At 69.3% G+C, this 21,435-nt stretch carries 25 protein-coding genes; all 25 read left to right on the top strand.

Annotated elements, in window-relative coordinates:
- The first annotated feature begins 20 nt into the window (after nucleotides 1-20).
- The 25 genes from ACZ6IM_RS08135 (at nucleotide 21) to ACZ6IM_RS08015 (ending at nucleotide 21,435) form a co-directional block, all read left to right on the top strand.
- The gene (locus ACZ6IM_RS08135) at nucleotides 21-431 is read left to right on the top strand and encodes an HNH endonuclease (RefSeq protein WP_469555031.1); all 411 of its coding nucleotides are present in this window, start codon (nucleotides 21-23) and stop codon (nucleotides 429-431) included.
- Nucleotides 380-517, top strand: a complete 138-nt coding sequence (locus ACZ6IM_RS08130; protein ID WP_469555280.1) for a hypothetical protein — start codon at nucleotides 380-382, stop codon at nucleotides 515-517. Before ACZ6IM_RS08135 ends, ACZ6IM_RS08130 begins: the two co-directional genes overlap by 52 nt.
- Before the next feature lie 18 nt (nucleotides 518-535).
- Nucleotides 536-712 (top strand): hypothetical protein, encoded by a 177-nt coding sequence (locus ACZ6IM_RS08125; RefSeq protein WP_469555028.1) that lies wholly within the window; start codon nucleotides 536-538, stop codon nucleotides 710-712.
- Between the two features lie 44 nt (nucleotides 713-756).
- Nucleotides 757-978: a hypothetical protein gene (locus tag ACZ6IM_RS08120; RefSeq protein WP_469555026.1), complete on the top strand. Its 222-nt coding sequence runs from the start codon at nucleotides 757-759 to the stop codon at nucleotides 976-978.
- A gap of 146 nt (nucleotides 979-1,124) precedes the next feature.
- A complete protein-coding gene (locus tag ACZ6IM_RS08115) occupies nucleotides 1,125-1,649 on the top strand; it encodes an endonuclease VII domain-containing protein (protein ID WP_469555023.1) in 525 nt (174 codons plus the stop codon).
- A gap of 149 nt (nucleotides 1,650-1,798) precedes the next feature.
- The gene (locus ACZ6IM_RS08110) at nucleotides 1,799-2,323 is read left to right on the top strand and encodes a hypothetical protein (RefSeq protein WP_469555020.1); all 525 of its coding nucleotides are present in this window, start codon (nucleotides 1,799-1,801) and stop codon (nucleotides 2,321-2,323) included.
- Complete coding sequence (locus ACZ6IM_RS08105; protein WP_469555018.1) at nucleotides 2,320-3,630, top strand: phage terminase large subunit; 1,311 nt, start codon at nucleotides 2,320-2,322, stop codon at nucleotides 3,628-3,630. Before ACZ6IM_RS08110 ends, ACZ6IM_RS08105 begins: the two co-directional genes overlap by 4 nt.
- Before the next feature lie 262 nt (nucleotides 3,631-3,892).
- Complete coding sequence (locus tag ACZ6IM_RS08100) at nucleotides 3,893-5,362, top strand: phage portal protein (RefSeq protein WP_469555015.1); 1,470 nt, start codon at nucleotides 3,893-3,895, stop codon at nucleotides 5,360-5,362.
- Nucleotides 5,362-6,327, top strand: a complete 966-nt coding sequence (locus ACZ6IM_RS08095) for a head maturation protease, ClpP-related (protein ID WP_469555012.1) — start codon at nucleotides 5,362-5,364, stop codon at nucleotides 6,325-6,327. The genes ACZ6IM_RS08100 and ACZ6IM_RS08095 overlap by 1 nt, the downstream gene beginning before the upstream one ends.
- A gap of 11 nt (nucleotides 6,328-6,338) precedes the next feature.
- The gene (locus ACZ6IM_RS08090) at nucleotides 6,339-7,700 is read left to right on the top strand and encodes a phage major capsid protein (RefSeq protein WP_469555010.1); all 1,362 of its coding nucleotides are present in this window, start codon (nucleotides 6,339-6,341) and stop codon (nucleotides 7,698-7,700) included.
- 45 nt (nucleotides 7,701-7,745) lie between these two features.
- Nucleotides 7,746-8,261: a hypothetical protein gene (locus ACZ6IM_RS08085; protein ID WP_469555008.1), complete on the top strand. Its 516-nt coding sequence runs from the start codon at nucleotides 7,746-7,748 to the stop codon at nucleotides 8,259-8,261.
- A 140-nt stretch (nucleotides 8,262-8,401) separates the two neighbouring features.
- Nucleotides 8,402-8,674, top strand: a complete 273-nt coding sequence (locus ACZ6IM_RS08080) for a hypothetical protein (protein ID WP_469555006.1) — start codon at nucleotides 8,402-8,404, stop codon at nucleotides 8,672-8,674.
- 36 nt (nucleotides 8,675-8,710) lie between these two features.
- Nucleotides 8,711-9,766, top strand: a complete 1,056-nt coding sequence (locus ACZ6IM_RS08075; RefSeq protein ID WP_469555003.1) for a hypothetical protein — start codon at nucleotides 8,711-8,713, stop codon at nucleotides 9,764-9,766.
- A complete protein-coding gene (locus tag ACZ6IM_RS08070) occupies nucleotides 9,766-10,167 on the top strand; it encodes a hypothetical protein (RefSeq protein WP_469555000.1) in 402 nt (133 codons plus the stop codon). Before ACZ6IM_RS08075 ends, ACZ6IM_RS08070 begins: the two co-directional genes overlap by 1 nt.
- Nucleotide 10,168: 1 nt before the next feature.
- Entirely contained in the window at nucleotides 10,169-10,627 is a 459-nt protein-coding gene (locus ACZ6IM_RS08065) for a hypothetical protein (RefSeq protein WP_469554999.1), read from the top strand.
- A 2-nt stretch (nucleotides 10,628-10,629) separates the two neighbouring features.
- Nucleotides 10,630-11,379, top strand: coding sequence for a hypothetical protein (locus ACZ6IM_RS08060; protein WP_469554996.1), 750 nt, complete (start codon nucleotides 10,630-10,632; stop codon nucleotides 11,377-11,379).
- On the top strand, nucleotides 11,379-11,813 hold the full coding sequence (locus tag ACZ6IM_RS08055; protein WP_469554993.1) for a hypothetical protein: 435 nt from the start codon (nucleotides 11,379-11,381) through the stop codon (nucleotides 11,811-11,813). Before ACZ6IM_RS08060 ends, ACZ6IM_RS08055 begins: the two co-directional genes overlap by 1 nt.
- A gap of 79 nt (nucleotides 11,814-11,892) precedes the next feature.
- Nucleotides 11,893-12,555 (top strand): endonuclease VII domain-containing protein, encoded by a 663-nt coding sequence (locus ACZ6IM_RS08050; RefSeq protein ID WP_469554990.1) that lies wholly within the window; start codon nucleotides 11,893-11,895, stop codon nucleotides 12,553-12,555.
- Between the two features lie 45 nt (nucleotides 12,556-12,600).
- Nucleotides 12,601-13,014, top strand: a complete 414-nt coding sequence (locus ACZ6IM_RS08045) for a hypothetical protein (protein ID WP_469554987.1) — start codon at nucleotides 12,601-12,603, stop codon at nucleotides 13,012-13,014.
- A 9-nt stretch (nucleotides 13,015-13,023) separates the two neighbouring features.
- Nucleotides 13,024-13,422: a hypothetical protein gene (locus ACZ6IM_RS08040; RefSeq protein WP_469554984.1), complete on the top strand. Its 399-nt coding sequence runs from the start codon at nucleotides 13,024-13,026 to the stop codon at nucleotides 13,420-13,422.
- On the top strand, nucleotides 13,419-13,547 hold the full coding sequence (locus ACZ6IM_RS08035; RefSeq protein WP_469554982.1) for a hypothetical protein: 129 nt from the start codon (nucleotides 13,419-13,421) through the stop codon (nucleotides 13,545-13,547). The genes ACZ6IM_RS08040 and ACZ6IM_RS08035 overlap by 4 nt, the downstream gene beginning before the upstream one ends.
- Entirely contained in the window at nucleotides 13,540-16,764 is a 3,225-nt protein-coding gene (locus tag ACZ6IM_RS08030; protein ID WP_469554979.1) for a hypothetical protein, read from the top strand. Before ACZ6IM_RS08035 ends, ACZ6IM_RS08030 begins: the two co-directional genes overlap by 8 nt.
- Nucleotides 16,764-20,657 (top strand): hypothetical protein, encoded by a 3,894-nt coding sequence (locus ACZ6IM_RS08025; RefSeq protein WP_469554977.1) that lies wholly within the window; start codon nucleotides 16,764-16,766, stop codon nucleotides 20,655-20,657. The genes ACZ6IM_RS08030 and ACZ6IM_RS08025 overlap by 1 nt, the downstream gene beginning before the upstream one ends.
- 9 nt (nucleotides 20,658-20,666) lie before the next feature.
- On the top strand, nucleotides 20,667-21,179 hold the full coding sequence (locus tag ACZ6IM_RS08020) for a hypothetical protein (RefSeq protein ID WP_469554974.1): 513 nt from the start codon (nucleotides 20,667-20,669) through the stop codon (nucleotides 21,177-21,179).
- A 10-nt stretch (nucleotides 21,180-21,189) separates the two neighbouring features.
- Nucleotides 21,190-21,435 carry a hypothetical protein gene (locus ACZ6IM_RS08015; protein ID WP_469554971.1) on the top strand — a complete coding sequence of 82 codons (246 nt, stop codon included), beginning with the start codon at nucleotides 21,190-21,192 and terminating at the stop codon, nucleotides 21,433-21,435.

Genomic DNA, 21,435 nt, shown 5'->3' with positions numbered 1-21,435 from the left:
CCGTTGAGACGCCATGCCCGGTGCCAGACCTCGCGCTCCCGTGCTGGGTATGGGAGGGTCGGCCCAACCGAGGCGGCTACGGGGTTCTCAACGTCAAGCACAGCGACGGCCGATGGAAGCCCGTTCTCAACCACCGTGCCGCCTACTTGATCCTGGTCGGTCCGATCCCGGACGGTCTCGAACCGGACCATCTTTGCCGCGTCCGCCTCTGCTGGAACCCGTGGCACCTCGACCCCGTGACCCGCCTCGTCAACGTTCGGCGGGGAATCGCTCCGAGCATCTCGGGAACCTGGTTGCGCGCCAAGACACACTGCCCGCAGGGACACCCCTACGACGAGGCCAACACCAGCCGCAGGAACGGCCGCAGGCACTGCCGCAAGTGCAACCGCGACCGTGCTCGCCGCAACCGCCAGCGCCACGAGAGGCCGTAGCCCAGGCCACCGTCACCGTCCTCTACCCCGTCGACTGCCCCGCCGTCGCCCGCGTCCAGCTCCTCGCCGACGCCCTCGCCGCCTGACCCGATCGGAGAACCCTCATGGCCCACACCGTGCGCTGCGCCCACGACGACTGCGACGAGTACTCCTGCCGCGCCCCCTTCCGCCCCGAGCCGCCCGATCTGCAAGCCATCGCTCATCGAGCGGCCCTCGCCGCCGAAGGGTGGGGTGATGTCGAGGGCCGGGACTACTGTCCCGAACACAACCCCGCTGCTTGACCTCCGTCCTACGCTCAACCCACCGCCACCGAAAGGAACCCGCCGTGCTCGCTACGCCTGAGCGTCTCCGAGGGGACGGGGGCCGGACCGAGATACTGGTCTGGCACAAGCCGGTCGGCCGCGTCGTCGAAGAGTTCCAGCCGATCGCCTGCTCGGACGCGGAGGGCATCGTGATGCCGTGGCCGAAGCAGGACGTGCCACTGGACCTCAACAAGGCGGGCGAACGCTGGTGTCCCGACTGCCTCACTGCCGTCCGCCGCCCCTGACCCCCACGCGCGTCGAAGGCCCGGCTCTGGCTGTACTGCGGAGCCGGGCCTCAACTGCGGTGTGACGTGGGATAATTGAGACTACAGACCCCGGCGACGGCGGTAACCGTCCCGGGGCATGGCCAACCTGATGAGAGCAGGCTGACTTGAGCGAGACTATCGCGCTGCCCGACATGGCGGAACCAGACCGCGAGTGCACCCGGTGCAAGGTCGTGAAGCCAGCGACCGCATTCCATCGTGTGGGGAAACGGGGCGGGCCCGTGAAGCGCAGAGGGCAGTGCAACGAATGCAGGGCTGTTACGCGCGGCAGCCGTCAGGGGGAGCAGAAGACTCCGAGGGAGAACCGGCGCAGGTACCCCCAGCGCCCCAGCACGCCGGAGGAGAAGCGGCGCTACAAGCTACGACAGTACGGCCTCACGGAGGAGCTGTATGAAGCAATGTCGGAGGCGCAGCAGAACGTCTGCGCCATCTGCGGTGCTCCCCCGAAGAGGCGGCGGCTCGTGGTTGACCACTGCCACAAGTCCGGGCGCGTGCGTGCGCTCCTCTGTGATCCCTGCAACCTGAAGCTGGGAGGTTACGAGGCCATGCGCGACGGAGGCGCCGAGATGTACCTGGCGAGGTACGGCGAGGGCAACCCCATCCTGGAGTACGACACCACGCTCGACGCCTGACCTCTTCACTCAACTGAAGGCCCGTCCCACGCCCTGGGACGGGCCTTCGTCCTGCGCGCCACCCGCAAGGGCCGCCACCCCGGTTGCACGCATCGTTACCATCAAAGCACGCCAACCAGTAACACGACCACCAGCGAGAGGGGGCGACGGTGGCCAACGACGAGCAGCCCGAGCCCGACACCTATGAACACCTCGACCGCCCCCGCAACGGCAACGGCAAGTACGTCCGCAGCATGGACAACGTCCGCCGTGACGCCGAAGCCGCCGCCTACTGGGCCGAACACCGCTGCACCTACCAGGAGATCGCCGACCGCTTCGGCTACTACGACCGCGGCCAGGCATGGCGCGGCATCCAATCCGCCAAGCGCGACGTGGCGTTGCCCGCGGTCACGAAGCTCCGGCAGGTCGAGTCCGAGGAACTGGACGCCCTGTACCTGATGGCCATGGAGATCATCGAACGGAACCACGTCATGGTCTCCCACGGCCGCGTCGTCTGCGGCGACGACGGCACACCCCTCCTCGACGACGGCCCCCGCCTCCAGGCCATCCAGACCGCGCTCCGCATCCGCGACCAGTACCAGAACTTGCACGGACTCAAGCAGCCCGCGAAGGTCGAGCACTCCGGCGGCGTGAAGTTCGAGATCGTGGGCGTCGACCCGACGGACCTGGTGTGACCACGGTCGTCCGGTACGAGCCCCGCGGCGGCGCCAAGACCCTGCTCTCCGCCCGTGACCAGGAGATCACCATCGCCGGACCCGCGGGCACCGGCAAGAGCCTGGCCATGCTGCAGAAAGCCTTCTACACCTCGCTGATGGTTCCGAACTGCCGCTCCCTGATCGTCCGCCAGACCCACGCCTCGCTGACCGGGTCGACGTTGGTGACGTTCGAGCAGCAGGTCGCGCCCGCCGCGCTCGCCGAGGGCGTCGTGAAGTGGTTCGGCGGCAGCCCGCGGAAGCCAGCCGCCTACCAGTTCGCGAACGGGTCCGAGATCCTGGTGGGTGGCCTGGACCGGCCGGAGAAGTTCCTCAGCACGGAGTTCTCCCGGATCTACGTGGACGAGGCCACGCAGATCAGCCTCAAGGCCCTGGAGACGCTGATCACCCGGCTACGGGGGAACGCGGCCACGTACCGGCAGATCATCCTCGCGTGCAACCCGGACCACCCGAAGCACTGGATCAAGCAGCGCTGCGACGACGGCACCATGCGGATGATCCTCTCCCTGCACCGCGACAACCCCCTCTACGTCAGCCTCGACGGCACGCTCACCGAGCGCGGCGTGGACTACATGGCCAAGCTCGACGCGCTCACCGGCGTCCGCCGGCTCCGCTACCGCGACGGGATCTGGGCCGCCGCCGAGGGCCTCGTCTACGAGGGCTGGCAGGACGCCGCCCACGTCACCGACCCGTTCGACATCCCCGCCGAGTGGACCCGGTGGGTCACCGTCGACTTCGGGTTCACCAACCCCTTCGTCGCGCAGCTGTGGTGCGAGGACCCCGACGGGCGCCTGTACCTGGTCCGCGAGTGGGTGCGCACCCGGATGCTCGTCGAGGACCACGCCACCGTCATCCGGGACCGGCTCCTCGCCGGGCACCCTCGGCCGCGCGCCATCATCACCGACCACGACGCCGAGGACCGGGCCACGCTGGAGCGGAAGCTGGGCATGGGCACGCAGGCCGCGCACAAGACCGTGTCCGACGGCATTCAGGCGTTCGGCGCCCGGCTGAAGGAGCAGGGCGACGGCCGGCCCCGTCTGTTCGTCTTCCGTGATGCGCTACTGGAGCGGGATCCGGAGATGGACGCGGCCGCGGCGCCGATCGGGTTGGCCGAGGAGGTGCTCGGTTACGTGTGGGCGGTGAAGCCGGGCAACGCGGGCGGGTTGAAGGAGGAGCCGGTGAAGCTCAACGACCACTCGATGGACGCGGCCCGGTACATGGTCGCGGCCCGGGATCTGGGTGGGCGTCCTCGGGTGCGGTGGCTGTGAGATTGTCGTGAACCTACAGGCCGCCACCGAGGGAGCGAGGACGTCATGGGGAAGCTGAAGGCTCAGATCAGGGCGCATGTGCGCAGGTGGGCGCAGTCTGTGAATAGAAGTATGCCCGTGCTGCTTGACATGACTGGGATCATTCTGTTGTCGGGTGCCGCCATGGTGTGGCACTTGATCGCTGGTCTCGTCGCAGCAGGCATCGGCTGCTTCGTCCTCAACTGGCGGATCTACGGCAGCGGGTGACGCAAGGGAGGGGTAGGTGGCCAGAACCCTCCTCGGCGCGCTCTCCAACGCAGCGCGCACGGCCACCGCCAACACCCCCGTCCCCTTCGCCTCCCGCGCACAGACCAGCCGCGTCTGGGGGCAACGCCGGGACGCCGAAGCCCAGATGCGCGCGATGTCCGCGGTGGGCACGCTGTTCGCGATCGTCGACCGCACGTCGAACGCGACCGCCCTCGTCGACTGGAAGCTGTGGCGCAAGGCCAAGTCCGGCCGGGACGAAGACCGCGTCGAGGTCACCTCCCACGCCGCCCTCGACCTGTGGAACAAGCCCAACCCGTTCATGCCCAGGCAGGAGTTCGTCGAGGCGCAGCAGCAGCACTTCGACCTCACCGGCGAAGCCTGGTGGGTCATCGCCCGCCGACCAGGCCTGAGCCTCCCGCTGGAGATGTGGCCCGTCCGTCCCGACCGCATCAGCCCCGTTCCCAACCAGGAACGATTCCTCAAGGGCTACGTCTACACCAGCCCAGACGGGGAGCAGATCCCCCTCGAACTCGACGAGGTCATCCAACTCCGCCGGCCCTGCCCGTGGGACCCGTACCGCGGTCTCAGCCCGGTGCTGTCGATCCTGCCGGACCTGGACACCAGCCGGTACGCCGCCGAGTGGAGTCGGGCGTTCTTCATCAACAGCGCGCAGCCCGGCGGGATCATCGAGGTTCCCAACAGCCTTGGCGACGCTGAGTTCGACGAGCTGCGGGAACGGTGGAACGAGCAGCACCGCGGCGTCGGCAACGCGCACCGGGTGGCGATCCTGGAGCACGGCAAGTGGGTCGACCGCACCATCAGCCAGCGGGACATGCAGTTCGTTGAGCTGCGCGGTGCGACTGCAGACCGCGTGCGTGAGGCCTACGGCATCAGCAAGTCCGCGATCGGCGACTTCGAGGACATCAACCGGGCGAGCGCGCTCGCCGCGAAGGCGTGGTTCGCGGAGCAGCAAACCATTCCGCGCCTGGAGCGCATCAAGGCTGCTCTGAACCACGAACTCCTCCCCATGTTCGGCGCGACCGCGCAGGGCCTGGAGTTCGACTACTGCGACCCCGTACCCCCCGACCCGGAGACCGAAGCGACGACGCTGACCGCCCGCGCGGAGGCGGCGGCGGCGCTGCGCACGGCGGGCTGGGAGCCGGCCGGGATCCTCTCGGCGGTGGGCCTGCCGGACATTCCGTACTCGGGCGCCCCGGCGGCGGCCCCGTCGGGCTGGGCGGAGGCCACGGCCGCGCTCACCGGCGGCGAGTTCGAGAACGCGCAGCGATGGCAGGCCGTCGCGGTCATCGACGACAACACGTGCGAGCCGTGCCGGGACAACGACGGCCAGCTCTACCGGAACCGGGCCGCCGCCTACCGGGACTACCCAGGCGGCTCTGGCTACGTGCACTGCACGGGCGCGGAGTTCGGCAACGAGTGCAGGTGCAGGGTCGTCAAGCGCGGCCGGAAGGGAGAAGGGTCCTGATGACGTTCATCGACCTGCCGGACCGGATCCCCGGTTTCCGCGCGCAGGCCCGACAGCCGCAGTCCTGGTATCGCATCACGAACCAGACCGCCGACGAGGCGGAGGTGATGCTGTACGACGAGGTCGGCGGGTGGCTCGGCGCGACCGCCGACGAGTTCATCAACGACCTGCGCGGCATCACCGCCTCGAACATCCTCCTCCGGGTCAACAGTCCTGGTGGGCAGGTCTACGAGGGGATCGCGATCGCCAACGCGCTGCGCTCCCACCCGGCCAGCGTCACCGTCCAGGTGGACGGCATCGCCGCGTCGATCGCATCCGTGATCGCCATGGCGGGTGATCGGGTTCGGATGATGCCGAACGCGATGATCATGGTTCACGATGCGAGCGGCCTCACGGTCGGGAACGCGGCCGATCACCGGGACACGGCCGATCTCCTCGACAAGATCAGCGGGAACATTGCGGACGCCTACGCAGCGCGCGCAGGCGGCACGCGAGACGAGTGGCGGCAGGTCATGGTCGCGGAGACCTGGTACACCGCCGAAGAGGCTGTGGCCGCTGGGCTGGCCGACGAGGTCGTGCCCACGCCGAAGCGCGACGGCGAGCCGGAGATGCGGCAGCAGTTCGACCTCGCCGCCTACGGCTACCACGGCCCCCGCGCCGAGCAGCCCGAGGGCGTCGAGCTGGAGCGGGAGTCGCACACGCTGCACGAGGACATCCGCTCGCTGATCGGCGAGGAGATCGCCGCACAGCTCGCGGCCGCGGTGGCCCCGGCCGAGCCGGTCGCGGAGACCACGCCCGTCGAACCCGCGCCCGCCCCGGCCGAGCCGGAGCCCGAGGCGCCCGCCGCCGAAGACCCGTGGGCGGCGATGACCTCCCACCTCACCCAGGACGAGCCCGACGCGTGGTCGGTGCTGGTCTCCACCCTCACCACCACGGCGTCGTCCAGCGCGGCGACGGAAGCCTGAAGGAGGCACCAGTGGCAACACCCACCATCCCGCGCAACGCCGACGAACTGGCGGAGATGCTCGCGGACCCGGCCAAGGCCAAGGACGTCGTCGCGTCGCCCGAGGACCTGAAGAACTTCATCACCGCCTACGCCGAGAAGCAGCAGGGCGACGGCACCGACGTGCAGCGGCAGGTCGACGAGGCCGTGCAGGCCGGGTTCGCGAACTTCCTCCGCGAGAACGGCGAGGAGATCAAGCGGCCCGACCTCCGCGCCAAGACCCCCGACCCGTACTCCAACGTCGACGCCACCGTGCAGGGCCGCGGCCTGTACAACCGGAACGCCGAGGGAGCCAAGTACGACGGCCAGTACAACTCGGCCGGCGAGCTGTTCCGCAGCATCGCCCGCCGCAACGAGCTGTCCGCGGAGGACTCCACGAAGCTGGCGTCGCTGAAGAACTACAGCAGCGACATCCCGTCCGACGGCGGCTACCTCATCCCCGAGACGCTGCGCTCCGAACTGCTGCGCGTCTCCCTGGAGACCTCCGTCGTGCGGCCCCGCGCCCGCGTCATCCCGATGGAGACGCTCCGCGTCCCCTTCCCGGCGATCGACTCCACCAGCAACGTCAACAGCGTGTACGGCGGCATCGTCGGCTACTGGACCGAGGAGGGCGGCCAGCTCACCGAGTCGTCCGCGAAGTTCTCCCGGATCGTCCTGGAGGCCCGCAAGCTCACCGGCTTCGCGAAGGTCCCCTCCGAACTGATGCAGGACAGCCTCGTCAGCTTCGACGCGTTCATCGGCCAGATGTTCCCCGAGGCCCTGAGCTTCTTCGAGGACACCGCTTTCCTCACCGGGGACGGCGTCGGCAAGCCCCTCGGCGTCCTCAACGGCAACGCCGCGATCAGCGTGCCGCGCACCACGTCGTCGCAGATCCAGTTCGCCGACGTCGTCAACATGTACGCGCGGATGCTCCCCCAGTCCCTCTCCCGCGCCGTGTGGCTGGCCTCCCCGTCCGCGATCCCGCAGCTCGCACAGCTCGCCATGACCCGCGGCACCGACGGCATCGCCTCCCCGCCGATGTGGCTGTCCGGCGGCCAGGCCATCGACAACCTGCCGATGAGCATCCTCGGCCGACCCGTCGTCATCACCGAGAAGGTCCCCGCGCTCGGCGCAGCCGGCGACCTGGCGCTGGTCGACTTCGGGTTCTACCTGATCGGTGACCGGCAGGCGATGCAGGCCCGTCAGTCCGAGGAGCGGTACTTCGAGACCGACGAGGTCGCGTTCCGGATTATCGAGCGGATCGACGGCCGCCCGTGGCTGCAGTCCGCGATCACCCCCGCCAACGGCGGTTCCACCCTCTCCCCGATCGTCAAGCTCAAGGCCGAGACGTCCTGACCCTGGCCAGGAACTCTCCATCCCCTCCAGAAAGGACAACAGCTCATGGCCATGGAAGCACTCGGGCGCCTCGTCGACGTCTGCGTCGGCGCAGCCCCGGTCGACCTCTCCACCGCGGCCGTTACCGGCAAGCGCGTCTCCCTGAAGGGGGCGGCCGGTCTGACGATCGTCGTCTTCAAGGGCGCGGGCACCGCCGGTGACGACCCGACGCTGACGCTGAAGCAGCACACCGCGAACACGGGCGGTACCACCAGCAACCTGGCGGTGATCGACCACTACTACCTGAAGGACGCCACCGCGCTGGCGGGCACCGAGGCGTGGACCCGCGTCTCGCAGGCGGCGGCGGCCACGATCACCGACCCGGGTGGCGCCGGAACCAGCGCGGAGCACCAGCAGATCATCGTGATCGAGGTCGACGCCGCGCAGCTGTCCGACGGCTACACCCACGTCTCCCTGGACGTGGCCGACGTCGGCACCAACGCGCAGCTCGGCGCCGTCCTGTACCTGCGCCGCGACCTCCTGGTCGAGCGCGCGCCGTCCGCGCTGGCGGCGTCGCTGTGACGTGGGTCTGCCTGGACTGCACGGCCGCATACGCGGTGGGGGTGCCTCGGTGCCCCCACTGCGGGTCGGAGCGGCACGCCGATCAGGGGTCGGCGGCGGCGCTCGGCATCCACGCTGGCAGGCCCGTCGAGGAGGAGTACATGCCGAAGATCACCCGCCTTGGCGGGCCGAGCGTCGCGGGCGAGGAGCCCGCACCGGTGGAGGGCGGTGAGCAGCCATCAGCTGGGAGCAGTGGCGAGACATTGTCCGAGAAGCCGTCGACCTCGCCCGTGACGAGCGAGACCGGCCCCCGGAAGCGTGTCCGGAAGACGGGGAGCCGCTCCGGACAGGACCGGACGGCGGGCTCTTCTGCCCGTTCGACGGGTGGCGGCCAGGCGGACGACGAGTCGGAGACCGGCTCCGCTGACGCCTGACCTGACCCGACCAGCACACGAGAGGAGGTGAGAGAGATGGAACCCGTCTACGCGACCCGCGAGGACGTGCAGCGCGCCCTCGACGTACAGCCGTCCGCAGCCAGCGCATGGCAGATCGACCGCGCCCTACAGTCCGCAAGCCGCGACGTCGACAGCCTGTGCCACCGCCGCTTCTACCCGTGGCAGGGCGAGCGCCGGTTCGACTGGCCCGGGTCGCAGTACCGGCCGTCGTGGCGGATCTGGCTCGATGACCACGGCCTGATCTCTCTCACCTCCATCACCTCCGGAGGCACCGCGATCGACCCGGCGGACGTGGTCCTGTACCCGCAGGCCGGGCCGCCATACACCCGGATCGAGACCAGCCTCGGTAGCAACGCGACGTGGGGCGGCGGGGACACCCACCAGCAGGACGTCACCATCACCGGCCTGTGGGGCTACACCCTCGACGAGCGCACCGACGGCGCCCTGGCTGGCGCGGTCGCCACGACGACGGCCACCACGCTTACCGTGGACGGCCCGACGGCGGCCACCGTGGGCGTCGGCAGCGTCCTCCGCATCGACGAGGAGCGGCTCCTCGTCACCGGCCGCACTATGGCCGACACCGGGCAGACCCTCGCCGCCGACATCGCCGTGCAGAAGAACGCCACCACGATCACCGTCGCCGACGCGTCCGGGTTCGCGGTCGACGAGACGATCCTCATCGACGGCGAACGCGCGCGGATCATCGACATCGCGGGCAGCACGCTGGTCGTTGAGCGGGCCGTGGACGGCAGTACCCTCGCCGCGCACACCGCGGGCGCCGCCCTGTACGCGCCGCGGACCCTCTCGGTCGCGCGCGGCGCGCTTGGCACCACCGCCGGCACGCACACCGACGGCGCGCCGGTCTACCGGTGGGAGCCGCCCGGCCTCGTCAAGGACTTGACCATCGCCAACGCCATCAACCGGCCGCTGCAGGAGCAGGCCGGCTACGCCCGCACCAGCAAGACCAGCTCCGGCGCCAAGTCGGTGTCGGTGGAGACGCTGTCGCTGGAGTCGCTGCGGACGCAGACCTACGACGCGCACGGGCGTAAAGCCCGACACAGGGGGGTCTGATGCCCGGCTTCCAGGTACGCGTCAACTCCCACGCCTCCGGCCCGTGGGCGTCCGGCCGAGCCGGGCGTGCCCTGCACGACTACTCGGACGACGTCGAGTACCAGGTCGCGATCGAGGGCGAGCGGATGGTGCATGCCCGGCTGCGGCAGGTGCTGCGGCATCCGACTGGCTACTACCAGTCGAAGATCTCCGTGGACCGGACCAGCGGCGGCCGGTACCAGGTCCACGACCAGCGGATGATCTACGGGCCGTGGCTCGAAGGCACCGGCAGCAGGAACTCGCCGGTGACCCGCTTCCCGGGCTACGCCACGTTCCGCCGTACCAAGCCGATGTTGGACCGCAAGGCCCCGCAGATCGCCCGCGAACTCCTCGCCCGCTACCGGTCGAGGGGGCTGATCTGACATGGCCCTCAACGCCGCTACGGTCCTCGACGCAGCTCAGAGCCACGCCCTGGCGTCCGGCTACTTCGCCGCGGTCAACGGTCACGAGCCCAAGAGCCCGCCCCCCAGTGGCCTCACGTGCGCCGTGTGGGTCGAGCAGATCGGCCCTGCACGCGGCGGCTCCGGCCTCGGCAAGACGTCGGCGCGCCTCGGCCTGTTCGTCCGCCTGTACGCGCCGATCAACGGCGACGTGCCCGACAGCATCGACCCCAACCTGATGGACGCCCTCGACTGGCTGATGGCCGCCTACAGCGGTGACTTCACCCTCGACGGCCTCGTCCGCCACGTCGACCTCCTCGGCGCCTACGGCGACCCCCTGTCCGCCCGCGCCGGCTACCTCCAGGAGTCCGGCGCGGAGTACCGCTGCATGACGATCACTCTCCCGCTCATCGTTGACGATCTCTGGAACCAGGAGGCGTAGCCGTGAAACAAGCTGGTCTCGGGGATGCGTTGTTCATCTCCGGCTACGACCTCTCCGGCGACATTCAGGCCGTCGGCAACGTGGGCGGCGGGCCGTCCCCGTTGGACTTCACGTCGATCACGAAGTCCGCCTACGAACGCAAGGGTGGTCGCCTCGACGGACGCCTCCAGGTCACGAGCTTCTTCAACCCGGGCCCGGCGGCCGACGCGGCGCACAAGGTGCTGTCTGCGCTGCCCCGCACGGACGTGACCGCCACCTACTGCCGCGGCACTGTCCTCGGCGCCCCGTCGGCGAACCTCGTCGCGAAGCAGATCGGCTACGACGGCACCCGCGGCGACGACGGCAGCCTCACCTTCGCGGTCGAAGCCCAGTCCAACACGTACACGCTGGAGTGGGGCCGGCTGTTGACCGCGGGGAAGCGGACGGACACCACGGCCACGAGCGGTGCGAGCGTCGACTTCGGTACCGGGTCCACGTCCTTCGGTCTCCAGGCGTACCTGCACCTGGTCGCGTTCACCGGCACGTCCGTGACGGTGAAGGTCCAGTCGTCGTCGGACAACGGGGTCGGCGACACGTGGGCAGACGTCGCCGGCGGGAGCTTCGCGGCGGCCACGGCGGTGGGCGCGCAGCGGATCCAGACGGCGCGGAACGCGACGATCGAGCGCTACCTGCGGGTCGTCACGACCGGCACCTTCACCAGCGCGGTGTTCGCCGTGTCGGTGATCCGAAACGATGTGGCGGTGACCTACTGATGCGGCCCGTGAACCGGATCGCCCCGGCCATGCCGGTGCAGGCGTACCAGACGTACCAGATCAGCAGCCCCCGCGACACGAGCATCGCCGCCGCGTGCGAGCAGGTCGGGTGCCCGCAGTGGCGGCAGGGCTGGGACTCCGTCATCGACGAGCGGACCGAACTCGGCACCGCGCAGGCCGCCTACATCCGGACGCAGTCGCGGCGGACCTTCCGCGAGATGAAGACCGAGGCCGGGCTGACGGTGTTCCGTTTCGAGTCCGGCCAGAGGTGCTTCGCGAACCACAAGACCCGGCCGGAGATCTACCTCGTCCGCGACGGGGACTGGCGCGGCAACCCCACCGGCCGACGGCGTGAGCACTCGCGCGCGGCCGACTGGGTTGAGGACTTCGGCGAGAACCAGATCAGGCTCGTCGACCAGCAGCAGAAGGGATAACGCGGGAAGCGCTGCACGTCACACGGTAATTAAGGCAGGAGGTGAGAGAAGTGGCTAAGGAAAGCAATAGAATTGGAGCATGGCGACCAATTCGAGACGGTGCACAAAGTGCGCCGTCGACAAGCCCTTGTCTGCATTCTCCAAGGCACCTCGCGGCAAGTACGGCCGCAAGGCTTCCTGTAAAGCATGTGACGCCGCTCGTCACGCAGCAGCGCACCCGCCCCGCCCTAGAAGGCGTCCAGACGAGGAAGCCGAGCGAGCGCGGTACGAAGCTCGTTGGGCCCAGCCCAAGAAGTGCAACGGGTGCGGTGAAATCAAGGCTCGCTCCGAGTTCTACAAGGCTCGCGACGGCAAGTACGGACCGCTGGTCAAGTCCACCTGTAAAGCCTGCGATTCCGAACGGGCGCGGCAGTGGTTCGCCGACAACTCAGAGCGGTCGAATGAGAACCGTCGGCGATGGAGCCTCCAGAACACCTACGGCATTTCCGTCACCGAATACAATGCCCTTCTGCGAAAGCAGGGAGGCGTGTGTGCGGTATGCGGAAGGGGTGAACCGAACGCGCACGGACGTACTGGTAAGCAGTTCCGTCTCGCTGTCGACCACTGCCACGATTCAGGGGCCGTTCGCGGACTCCTCTGCCAGAAATGCAACCGGGCGATCGGCCTTCTCGGCGACGATCCGGTACTCATGCGCAAGGCCATCAGCTACCTGCTCCGGCATCGCGCACAACCAGTCGAGTAACGGAGGGCAGGCGCTGCCCTCCTCATACACAGGAGGGTAGTTGCTATGGCCAAAGAGTCCGGATTGGGATGGTCTGTCTGCTCGGTCGACGACGCGAGCGGCACCCCCCGAGACATCAAGAACGACATCACCAACGTCCAGTTCGCCACCCCGCGCGGCGTGCAGGACGTCACCGGCCTCGACAAGAGTGCCTACGAGCGGATCCTGCTCCTCGCGGACTTCTCGGTGACCCTGAACGGCGTCTTCAACGACGCCTCCAACATGGGCCACGACGTGTTCAAGACCGTGCCCTCCACCAGCGTGGCGCGGACCACGACGCTCACCGTGTCCGGGCAGTCCCTCGTCAACGAGTGCCTCTACACCGACTACCCCCTCACCCGCGCCGACTCCGGTGAGCTCACGTACTCGGTGCCCGGCGTCCTCTGCGACGGCAACGTCCCGACCTGGACCACGGCGTAAGGGGGCGGCATGGGATACCGACCGAAGCGGAAGATCTTCGCACTGAACTTCGCGGGCACGGAGTGGGACGGCCTGGAGGCCAGCGTCCGGGGCCTGACCGTCGGCGAGGAACTCGAACTCAACGACACCGAGTTCACCCCCGACACCGTCGTCCGAGCCCTCGTCCAGCGTCTCGTCTCCTGGAATGTCGAGGACGACCAGGGCCAGCCGGTCCCGACCACGTTCGAAGGCGTGTGCACGCAGGACGGCGGCATGGTCCTCGCCATCCTCAACGCCCTCCGACAGGCGAACAGCGGGGTCTCCGACCCTTTGCCGAGCGGCTCGCCCTCTGGCGGGCCGTCCCCGGAGGCGTCCATCCCGATGGCACCCCTGTCACCGAGCCCGGAGAGCTCCGCCGTGCCCGCTTGATCCTGCGGCTCTGCCGCGAATTCCACTGCCTGCCGTCCGCCCTCATGGACGAGCCGGCCGACCTGCTGCGCCTGCTCATGATCGAGCAGCTTGGTACTCCGGAGGGAGGGGAGCCTGATGGCTGACGACGTAACGATCACCGTGCACGTTCGGGACCTGTCGGGCCCCGGCTTCCAGTCCGTGTCTCGGAACATCAACCAGCTGCAGCGGCAGGCGAACGCTGTCGGCGGGTCGCTGCGGATTGTCGGCGGCACCCTCGACGACGTTGCCGGGTCAGCGACCAACGCGGGCAGCGCACTCGGTGGCAGCGGTGGCCTGCGGGCGCAGCTGATCGGCGTGGGCGTGGCCGCCGGCGCAACCCTGCTGCCGACGCTGGGGGCGCTGGCGCCGATGCTGTCCGGCCTGGCGGTCGTCGGCGGTGGCGCGGCGCTGGCGATGGACGACCTGAAGAAGAAGGCGAAGGAGCTGAAGCCCGCCTTCGAGGACTGGAAGAAGGCGGCGGAGCGGGCGGTCGCCCCGCACACCGAGCGCGCGGTGAAGTCCCTGAAGTCCGCGATGAAGGACTTGCAGCCGTCGCTGGTGTTGGGTGCGGAGACGTTCGGGACGATCGCGGAGCGGGCGTCGAAGTTCGCGGCGTCGGACGCGTTCCAGTCGGCGTTCCAGCGGAACGCGCAGATGGGTGTCGTCTTCGTCGAGCAGCTCGCCGAGTCGGTGGGCACGTTCACGCAGGCGTTTCTGGAGTTCGGCACCAAGTCGAAGCCCGCGCTGGACGCCTGGCAGGAGCTGCTCGGCGGCCTGCTCGACACGGGCTTGCCGGGCATGTTCGACGGGCTGGAGCAGGGCATCGGCGGCGCCTCCGACATGCTCTCCGGGTTCGCGGACTTCCTGAACAACGGGCTACTCCCGGCCCTCGGCAAGATCTCCGGGAGCTTTGCTGAAGCGTTCGGGCCGCTGATCGGCGCGCTCTTCTCCGCGACAGGCGACGCCCTCCTCGGCTTCGCGGAACTGTTCGAGGGCGCCATGACCGGGCTGGAGCCTTTCGCCCGGATCGCCGCCGATGCGTTGACCGCCGTGAACGACGTGATGATGATCGGCGCGCAGGTTGCCGGCACCCTCGCGGAGTCCCTCGGCGGCGCCCTCTTCGGGGCGCTGATGTCCGTGATGGGCATCGACACCAGCAGCCTGTCCGACATGACCGGGGGTTTCACCAAGCTGTCCGACTGGGTGAGCGAGAACGAAGGCCGAATCCGCGGCGCGTTCTACGACGTCGCCGACGGCATCACCGCCATGGTCACTGTCGGCGTCAGCATGCTCCCCGAACTCTATGCGGCTTTCCGGCTGGTCACGGAGGGGATCCTCACCGGGATCGACACCATCGTCTCCGGGCTGGCGACCGCGTTCGGCGACCTGCCGATCATCGGCGACCAGTTCAAGGGCATGAACACCAAGTTCGACGAGTTCGCCGAAGGCGTCCGCACCGGCATGGACAAGGCCGGCGGCGGCATCAACGCGTTCGTCGACGAGGCGATCCCGCGCCTGAACCGCAGCAGGCTCACGATGAACATGTCCGAGGCGGAGCAGAACCTCGCCTCGATCAAGGAGAAGCTGGAAGACCCGGCGCTGACGAAGGAGCGGCGCGCGGAGCTGAAGGCGGAGAAGAAGCAGGCCGAGCAGGCAGTCCGCGACGCAAAGGCCGCCCTCAAGTCGTTCGATGGACAGTCGGCGACGGGCATCTTCAAGGGCAACGGCGCACCGTTCTTCGGCGTGCTGGGCGGCATCCGCGCGGCGAGGATCCCGACGAAGACCGGGGCCATCAAGGCCAACCGCAGCCCGTTCGACGCCGTGATCGGCGGGATCGCCGGGTCGGTCGTCGGCAGCGCCTACATCAACGTCTACTCCCGGCAGGTCGACAGTGGGGCGGCGAAGCCCTTCCGGTCGGCCGGCGGCCCGGTGCAGCGCCGCGCGGACGGCGGCGCGCTGCAGCACTTCCCCAGCGGCGGCCTGGTCGAGGGCCCCGGCGGGCCGCGTAGCGATTCGATCCTCGCCACGTTCGGGTCCGGGGCCACGGCGATGGTGTCGGACACCGAGTACGTCGTGCAGTCGTCCGCGGTGAAGAAGTACGGCCTGCCCGTCCTGGAAGCGCTGAACCGGGGCACGTTGAAGCTGGCCAAGGGCGGTCAGACGAAGGCTCAGAAGCAGGCGAAGGCGCAGGCCGAGGCCCGTGGCGGGGCGCGCGACGACTTGACGGTGTCCCACTTCGGGTGGATGGCGGGCTGGCGGACCAGCAAGTTCGGGAACGCGCTCGGCAACCCCGACTCGATCTCGTCGCTGGTGTCGGCGCTGAGCCAGTGGCGGTCGATCATCCAGAAGGCCACCAGCGGGAAGACCGAGTCCAAGCTGCTGAAGCAGCTGGACTCCACCGGCAAGAAGCTCATGACCTACGAGCGGCAGCTGACCAAGGCGTCGACGTCGCTGCAGAAGTCGAAGGAGCGGCTGGACGAGCTGCGACAGGCTGCGTCGCAGCTGAGGGACTCCATCAAGAACGGTGTCCTGTCCGCGTCGTCCATCACCCGGAACCGGCAGGACGGGCCCGTCACCCTCCAGTCGATCATGTCGGGGCTGATCGGGAGCCGAGACAAGAGCACCGCGTTCGCGTCCGCACTGAAGCAGTTGAAGGACAAGAACGTCAGCTCCGACCTGATCCAGCAGATCGCCGAGGCCGGGATCGAGGGCGGCGGCCTGGAGACCGCGTCCGCGCTGCTGAAGGCGGGACCCAAGGACATCGCGATGATGAACCTGATGCAGCGGCAGATCCTGCAGCAGGCGGGTCTCGCCGGGAGCATCACGTCGGACGCCGTGTACGGCTCCCAGATCAAGGGCCAGGAGGCCCTGGTCAAGGCGTGGGAGAACACCGTCAACATCCTCGGCGACCGGATGAAGGACCTCACGAAGGCCATGGAGAAGGCCATCGAGAAGGGTTTCGGGATGAAGGCCAGCGGCGGCATCGTCGGCGGCTCGGCCGCGACCGGGGGCGCGCGGGGGTCATGGACGATGGTCGGCGAACACGAGCCGGAGCTGGTGCGGCTCCCCTTCGGGTCGCGCGTGTACTCCGGGCCGGACACCCGCCGCATGCAGCAGCAGGCATGGGCGTCGATGCTCAACACCCCCCAGCGTGGCGGCACGCAACAGGCGGCGGCGCCGGCCTCTGTCGCGGATGGCCGACCGCTGGTGCTGAAGGTCGCCATCGCGGAGCGGGAGTTCGGGGAGATCTGGGTGGACGTGGGCCGCAAGCAGGTGCAGACGCGGGGCGGGCTGCGCGCGACGCTGGGAGGGCTCGACTGATGGCGTACCCCGATGACCTCCTGCCGCTGCGCGTGGACCTGTCGCTGGACGGCAGCACGTGGACGGACGTCTCCTCGGACGTCCGCTACGAGGACAAGATCCGTATCACGCGGGGCCGGTCGGACTGGGGACGGCAGACGGACCCGGGCCGCTGCTCGTTCTCGCTGTCGAACACGGACGGCAAGTACTCGCCGCAGAACCCACGGTCGCCGTACTTCGGGCAGATCGGCCGCAACACCCCGGTCCGCGTCAGCGTGAACATGGGCAGCGTGGCGCTGGCGCTCCCGGGCGGCGCAGGCGACGCCGCATCCACCCCGGACGTGGCAGCCCTGGACATCACCGGCGACATCGACATCCGCGTCGACGCCACCCTCGCGAACTGGTGCCTCCCCGACTACCCGTCCACCGGGGAGACGACCTACCCGCAGACCAACCTCATCGGCAAAGACGACTCCGGCCAGCGGTCGTGGGTCCTCTCGACGCGCCGCAGCCGCCCCTACCTGGAGTGGTCCAACAACGGGTCGTTCATCACCAACGGCGCCTTGGCCACCGCAGACCTGCCGCTGACCACGTCCGGCCGGATCGCGGTCCGTGTCACGGTCGACGTCAACAACGGGGCGGGCGGCCACACCGTCGCGTTCTACACGGCACCGACGATGGCCGGGCCGTGGACACAGCTCGGCGACACGATCACGGGCAGCGGCACCACCAGCATCTTCGCGGGCACCGCGCCGCTGCGGATCGGCGACGCGAAGTGGCTCGACAACAACTGGCCCATCGGCCGCATCCACGCGGCGGAAGTCCGCTCCGGGATCGGCGGCACACTCGTCGCCAGCCCGGACTTCACCGCGCAGCCCGTGGGCACCAGCAGCTTCGCCGACAGCGCGGGCCGCACCTGGACCATCACCGGCAACGCGGAGATCACCAACCGCAAGACGAGGTTCGTCGGCGAGGTCGCCTCGTGGACGCCCCGATGGGACACCGGCGGCAAGGACGTCACCACCCAGGTCGAGGCGGCCGGCGTCCTGCGCAGACTCGGCGTCGGCAGCATCCCCACGAAGAGTCCCATGTTCAGGGAGTTCACCAGCCCGGGCCGGGTGGAGACAGGGATCCACGCGTACTGGCCGATGGAGGACGGCGCCGACGCGACGAAGCTGGGGTCCGCGGTGTCCGGGCATCCGCCGATGACGTACACGGACGGGGTGACTCTCGCCGCGTATGACGGCTGGGTGGCTTCGGGGCCGGTGCCGACGCTGACGAGTGGCCGGATGCGGGTGATGGTGCCCTCCTATCTGCGGTCCGGGAACGCCAGCCAGCTCGGGCTGTTCTGCCGTATTCCGGAGGCGGGCACGATCTCTGAGCAGCGGATCGTGTCCTGGTCGACGACCGCGACGGCGGAGATCTGGTCGATCGTCGTCAACACCTCCGGCGCCGTGGCGGTCCGCGTGTGGGACGAGGACGGCACCAAGGTCCACGACAGCGGATTCGGGTCGCAGGACATCCGGGGCCGCGAGGTGTACCTCGTCATGGAGGTCATCCAGGACCTCGGCAACTCCTTCTACGACCTGCTGATCGTCGACATCGCCCGGTCCCTGCCGACCTCCGTGGCCGCCAACACCTCGTCCGTCTCCGAGATCACGGCCACGGTCGTCGGCTACCAGCCCGGCATCATCACCCAGGTCCGCATGGGCGAGGACGCGGGCATGAACGGGAGCGCGCTCGGCCACCTCGTCATCGGCCGGTCGACGACCGCCTTCAACGCGAGCGCGGGCACGCTGGTCGGCTGGAACGCCGAGGAAGCCCCCAGCCGCGTGTCGCGGATCGGGATCGAGGAATCCGTCCACGCCTACGCGACCGGCCCGGGTGACGAGCAGTGCGGCCCCCAGCCGTCCGGCACCGCCCTCGACGTGATGCGCGCGGCCGGAGACGTCGACGAGGGCATCCTCGCCGAGCAGCGCGACATCCTCGGCATCCGGTACGTGACCCGGGCCAGCATGTACAACCAGCCCCCCACGTTGGTGCTCGACTACACCGGGGACGACGGATTGGTCACCCCGCTGCAGCCGGTCGACGACGACCAGGCCGTCACCAACGACGTCACCGTCAGCCGCACGTCAGGCTCGTCGGCCCGGCTGACGCAGGACACCGGCCCGCTGTCCACGCAGCCACCCCCGGCCGGGGTCGGCCTGTACGACACCTCGGCCACCCTGAACCTCCTGGACGACGACCAGCCAGTGGAGCACGCCGGGTGGCGCCTCCACCTCGGCACGTGGGATGAGACCAGGTTTCCGCAGGTCACCGTGAACTTGGCGGCGGCCCCGCACATGATCGAGGACGCGGCGGCGGTCGACACTGGCTCCCGTCTCCAGGTGACGAACCCGCCGGTGTGGCTGCCGCCGGACGTGATCGACCTGCTCGTGCAGGGCTACTCGGAGCAGCTCGACCAGTTCGAGTGGACGATCACCTACAACTGCACGCCCGCGAGACCGTTCAACGTCGCCTGGACCGGCAGCGCCACCACCGCATTCAGCCCGGTCGAGTTCGCGTGGCTGGACACCGACGGCTCTCAGCTCGCCGAAGCCCTCGACACCACCGAGACCAGCGTGGACGTCTTCACGACGGCCGGGTACCGGTGGACGCCGGACGTCGCCGACATGCCTTTCGACTGGCGGGTGGGCGGCGAGGTCATGACCGTCACCGCGCCCGGCGACCTCGTCACCGCCAACCCGTTCTTCACCAGCGACCTGGCAGGCTGGACCGGGACGGGCGCCACCATCACCCGCGTCACCGACACCGTCCACCCCCACCCGCGCGCGGTCGCCTCGATGCGCGTCACACCCGCAGGCGGAGTCGGCGCGGTCGACGCCCGGTCGGCGGTGTCCGCGGTGGGCACCATCAACCCCGGCGCCAGCTACACCTCGTCGGCGTGGGTGTATGCGCCGGGCGGCTGGTCCGACCTGCGGGCCATCACCGACTACCACGACGCTGCCGGCACGTACCTGTCCAGCGGATCCAGTACCGCGGTGGTCGTTGCGGCGGGCCCGTGGGCGTACCTGTCGACGACGAGCGTCGCCCCGGCGGGCGCGTCGCGGTTCGTCACCCGTGTCCGCTCCGGCAACACCCCGACCTCGGGGGACGTCTACTACGTGTGGGCGGCACGCACGACGCGCACGACGTCCTCGTGGCTGGCCGACGCGTTCGCGCGGACGGCGGCCTCGTCGTGGGGAACGGCGTACACGGGGCAGGCGTGGACGACCAGCGGCGGCACCGCAGCCGACTACAACGTCACCGCCGGGTACGGCGCGCACCGGCTGGCCACGGCCAACAGCGCGCGGCGGACGCTGGTGGACTGCCCGTACCCGGACTTCGACGTCTACGTATCGCTGACCACCAGCGCGACCGCGACAGGAGGTTCACTCTTCGGCGGCCCGGTCGGCCGGTACCTCAACACGGCGAACCACTACCAGGCCCGGATCACGTTCTCGACGGGCAACGCCCTCACGCTGGCCATCCTGAAGATGGTGGCCGGAGTGGAGACGAGCCTCGGCACCGCAACGATCGAACGCACCTACACGCCCGGCACCTACGTCCGGGTCCGATTCCAGGCGACCGGGAGCACGCTCCGCGCTAAGGCGTGGCTGGCGTCCGGCTTCGAACCCGCCGGATGGAACGTCACCGCCACCGACTCGGCGATCACCACGTCCACGTCCCTCGGCCTCCGGTCGATCTCCGCCTCCACGAACACCAACGTCAACCCCGAGGTGCGCTACGACGACCTCGACGTGATCGGCCCCCAGGCGTACACCGTCACCCGCTCCGTCAACGGCGTCACCAAGACCCACGCGGCGGGCACCAGCGTCGCCCTCGCCTACCCCGCCGTCATCCCACTCTAGGAGGCCGTCTTGTCCCAGTACCCCGTCCTGTACGCCGGGCGCCGGCTGACCTCCGGACTGCTGTCGTCGATGCTGCCCATCGAGGCGTACAAACGGTCCACGTTGACGCGGACGGCGACGACCGTGACGGCCGACGACCCGGACCTGCAACTCTCCCTGGAGGGCGGGGCGATCTACTTCGTCGAGTTCTTCGTCCACTACCAGGCCCCGGCCGCCGAGCTGATCAAGACCACGTGGAACGCCCCGGCGGACGCGATCGGCTTGCGCTCCGCGTGGGGTGTCGCCTCCGGTGTTGCAACCAGCGACCCGTCCGGTGACGGCCGCTGGGGGATCCATGCGTTCACGACCACCTGCACCTACGGCACCCGGAACAGCGCGTCCCAGACGATGCTCGTCGAGACCGGCCAGGTCGAGACCACGAGCGCGGGCACGGTCGCCTTCCAGTGGGCGCAAAACACGTCCGGCCTCGTCGGAGTGCAGGTCTGCTCCGGCTCATACGGCCGCGCCAAACGAATCGCCTAAGGAGACACCCGTGCAGGACTTTCCGAGATACCTGGTCCACTCCGAAGCCCCCGGTGAGCTGGGCTGGGACATCGAGTTGCGCCTGGAGCGCGGCTCGGCCGGTGGCCTGCCCGGCCTGCCGGAAGCGGACGACGTGGCCCGTGCCGTGGCCGCCGTCCTGGAATCGTCGGGCGCCCGGCTGGTCACCGCCTCCCTGGTCCGCGTCGACTCCACCCCCGTACCGGAACCGACCCCGGCACCTGAGCAGGAGGCATAG

The organism is Streptomyces sp. NPDC042336 (assembly GCF_055581985.1).
Note: the sequence above shows the minus strand (reverse complement) of the source record. Positions and strands in the feature narration are given on the sequence as shown.

Bases quoted from the DNA above. Each gene is read 5' to 3' on its own strand.
- ACZ6IM_RS08125 (WP_469555028.1), top strand. From the start codon at position 536: ATGGCCCACACCGTGCGCTGCGCCCACGACGACTGCGACGAGTACTCC.
- ACZ6IM_RS08095 (WP_469555012.1), top strand. From the start codon at position 5,362: ATGACGTTCATCGACCTGCCGGACCGGATCCCCGGTTTCCGCGCGCAG.
- ACZ6IM_RS08085 (WP_469555008.1), top strand. From the start codon at position 7,746: ATGGCCATGGAAGCACTCGGGCGCCTCGTCGACGTCTGCGTCGGCGCA.
- ACZ6IM_RS08080 (WP_469555006.1), top strand. From the start codon at position 8,402: ATGCCGAAGATCACCCGCCTTGGCGGGCCGAGCGTCGCGGGCGAGGAG.
- ACZ6IM_RS08075 (WP_469555003.1), top strand. From the start codon at position 8,711: ATGGAACCCGTCTACGCGACCCGCGAGGACGTGCAGCGCGCCCTCGAC.
- ACZ6IM_RS08070 (WP_469555000.1), top strand. From the start codon at position 9,766: ATGCCCGGCTTCCAGGTACGCGTCAACTCCCACGCCTCCGGCCCGTGG.
- ACZ6IM_RS08065 (WP_469554999.1), top strand. From the start codon at position 10,169: ATGGCCCTCAACGCCGCTACGGTCCTCGACGCAGCTCAGAGCCACGCC.
- ACZ6IM_RS08055 (WP_469554993.1), top strand. From the start codon at position 11,379: ATGCGGCCCGTGAACCGGATCGCCCCGGCCATGCCGGTGCAGGCGTAC.
- ACZ6IM_RS08050 (WP_469554990.1), top strand. From the start codon at position 11,893: ATGGCGACCAATTCGAGACGGTGCACAAAGTGCGCCGTCGACAAGCCC.
- ACZ6IM_RS08045 (WP_469554987.1), top strand. From the start codon at position 12,601: ATGGCCAAAGAGTCCGGATTGGGATGGTCTGTCTGCTCGGTCGACGAC.
- ACZ6IM_RS08040 (WP_469554984.1), top strand. From the start codon at position 13,024: ATGGGATACCGACCGAAGCGGAAGATCTTCGCACTGAACTTCGCGGGC.
- ACZ6IM_RS08030 (WP_469554979.1), top strand. From the start codon at position 13,540: ATGGCTGACGACGTAACGATCACCGTGCACGTTCGGGACCTGTCGGGC.
- ACZ6IM_RS08025 (WP_469554977.1), top strand. From the start codon at position 16,764: ATGGCGTACCCCGATGACCTCCTGCCGCTGCGCGTGGACCTGTCGCTG.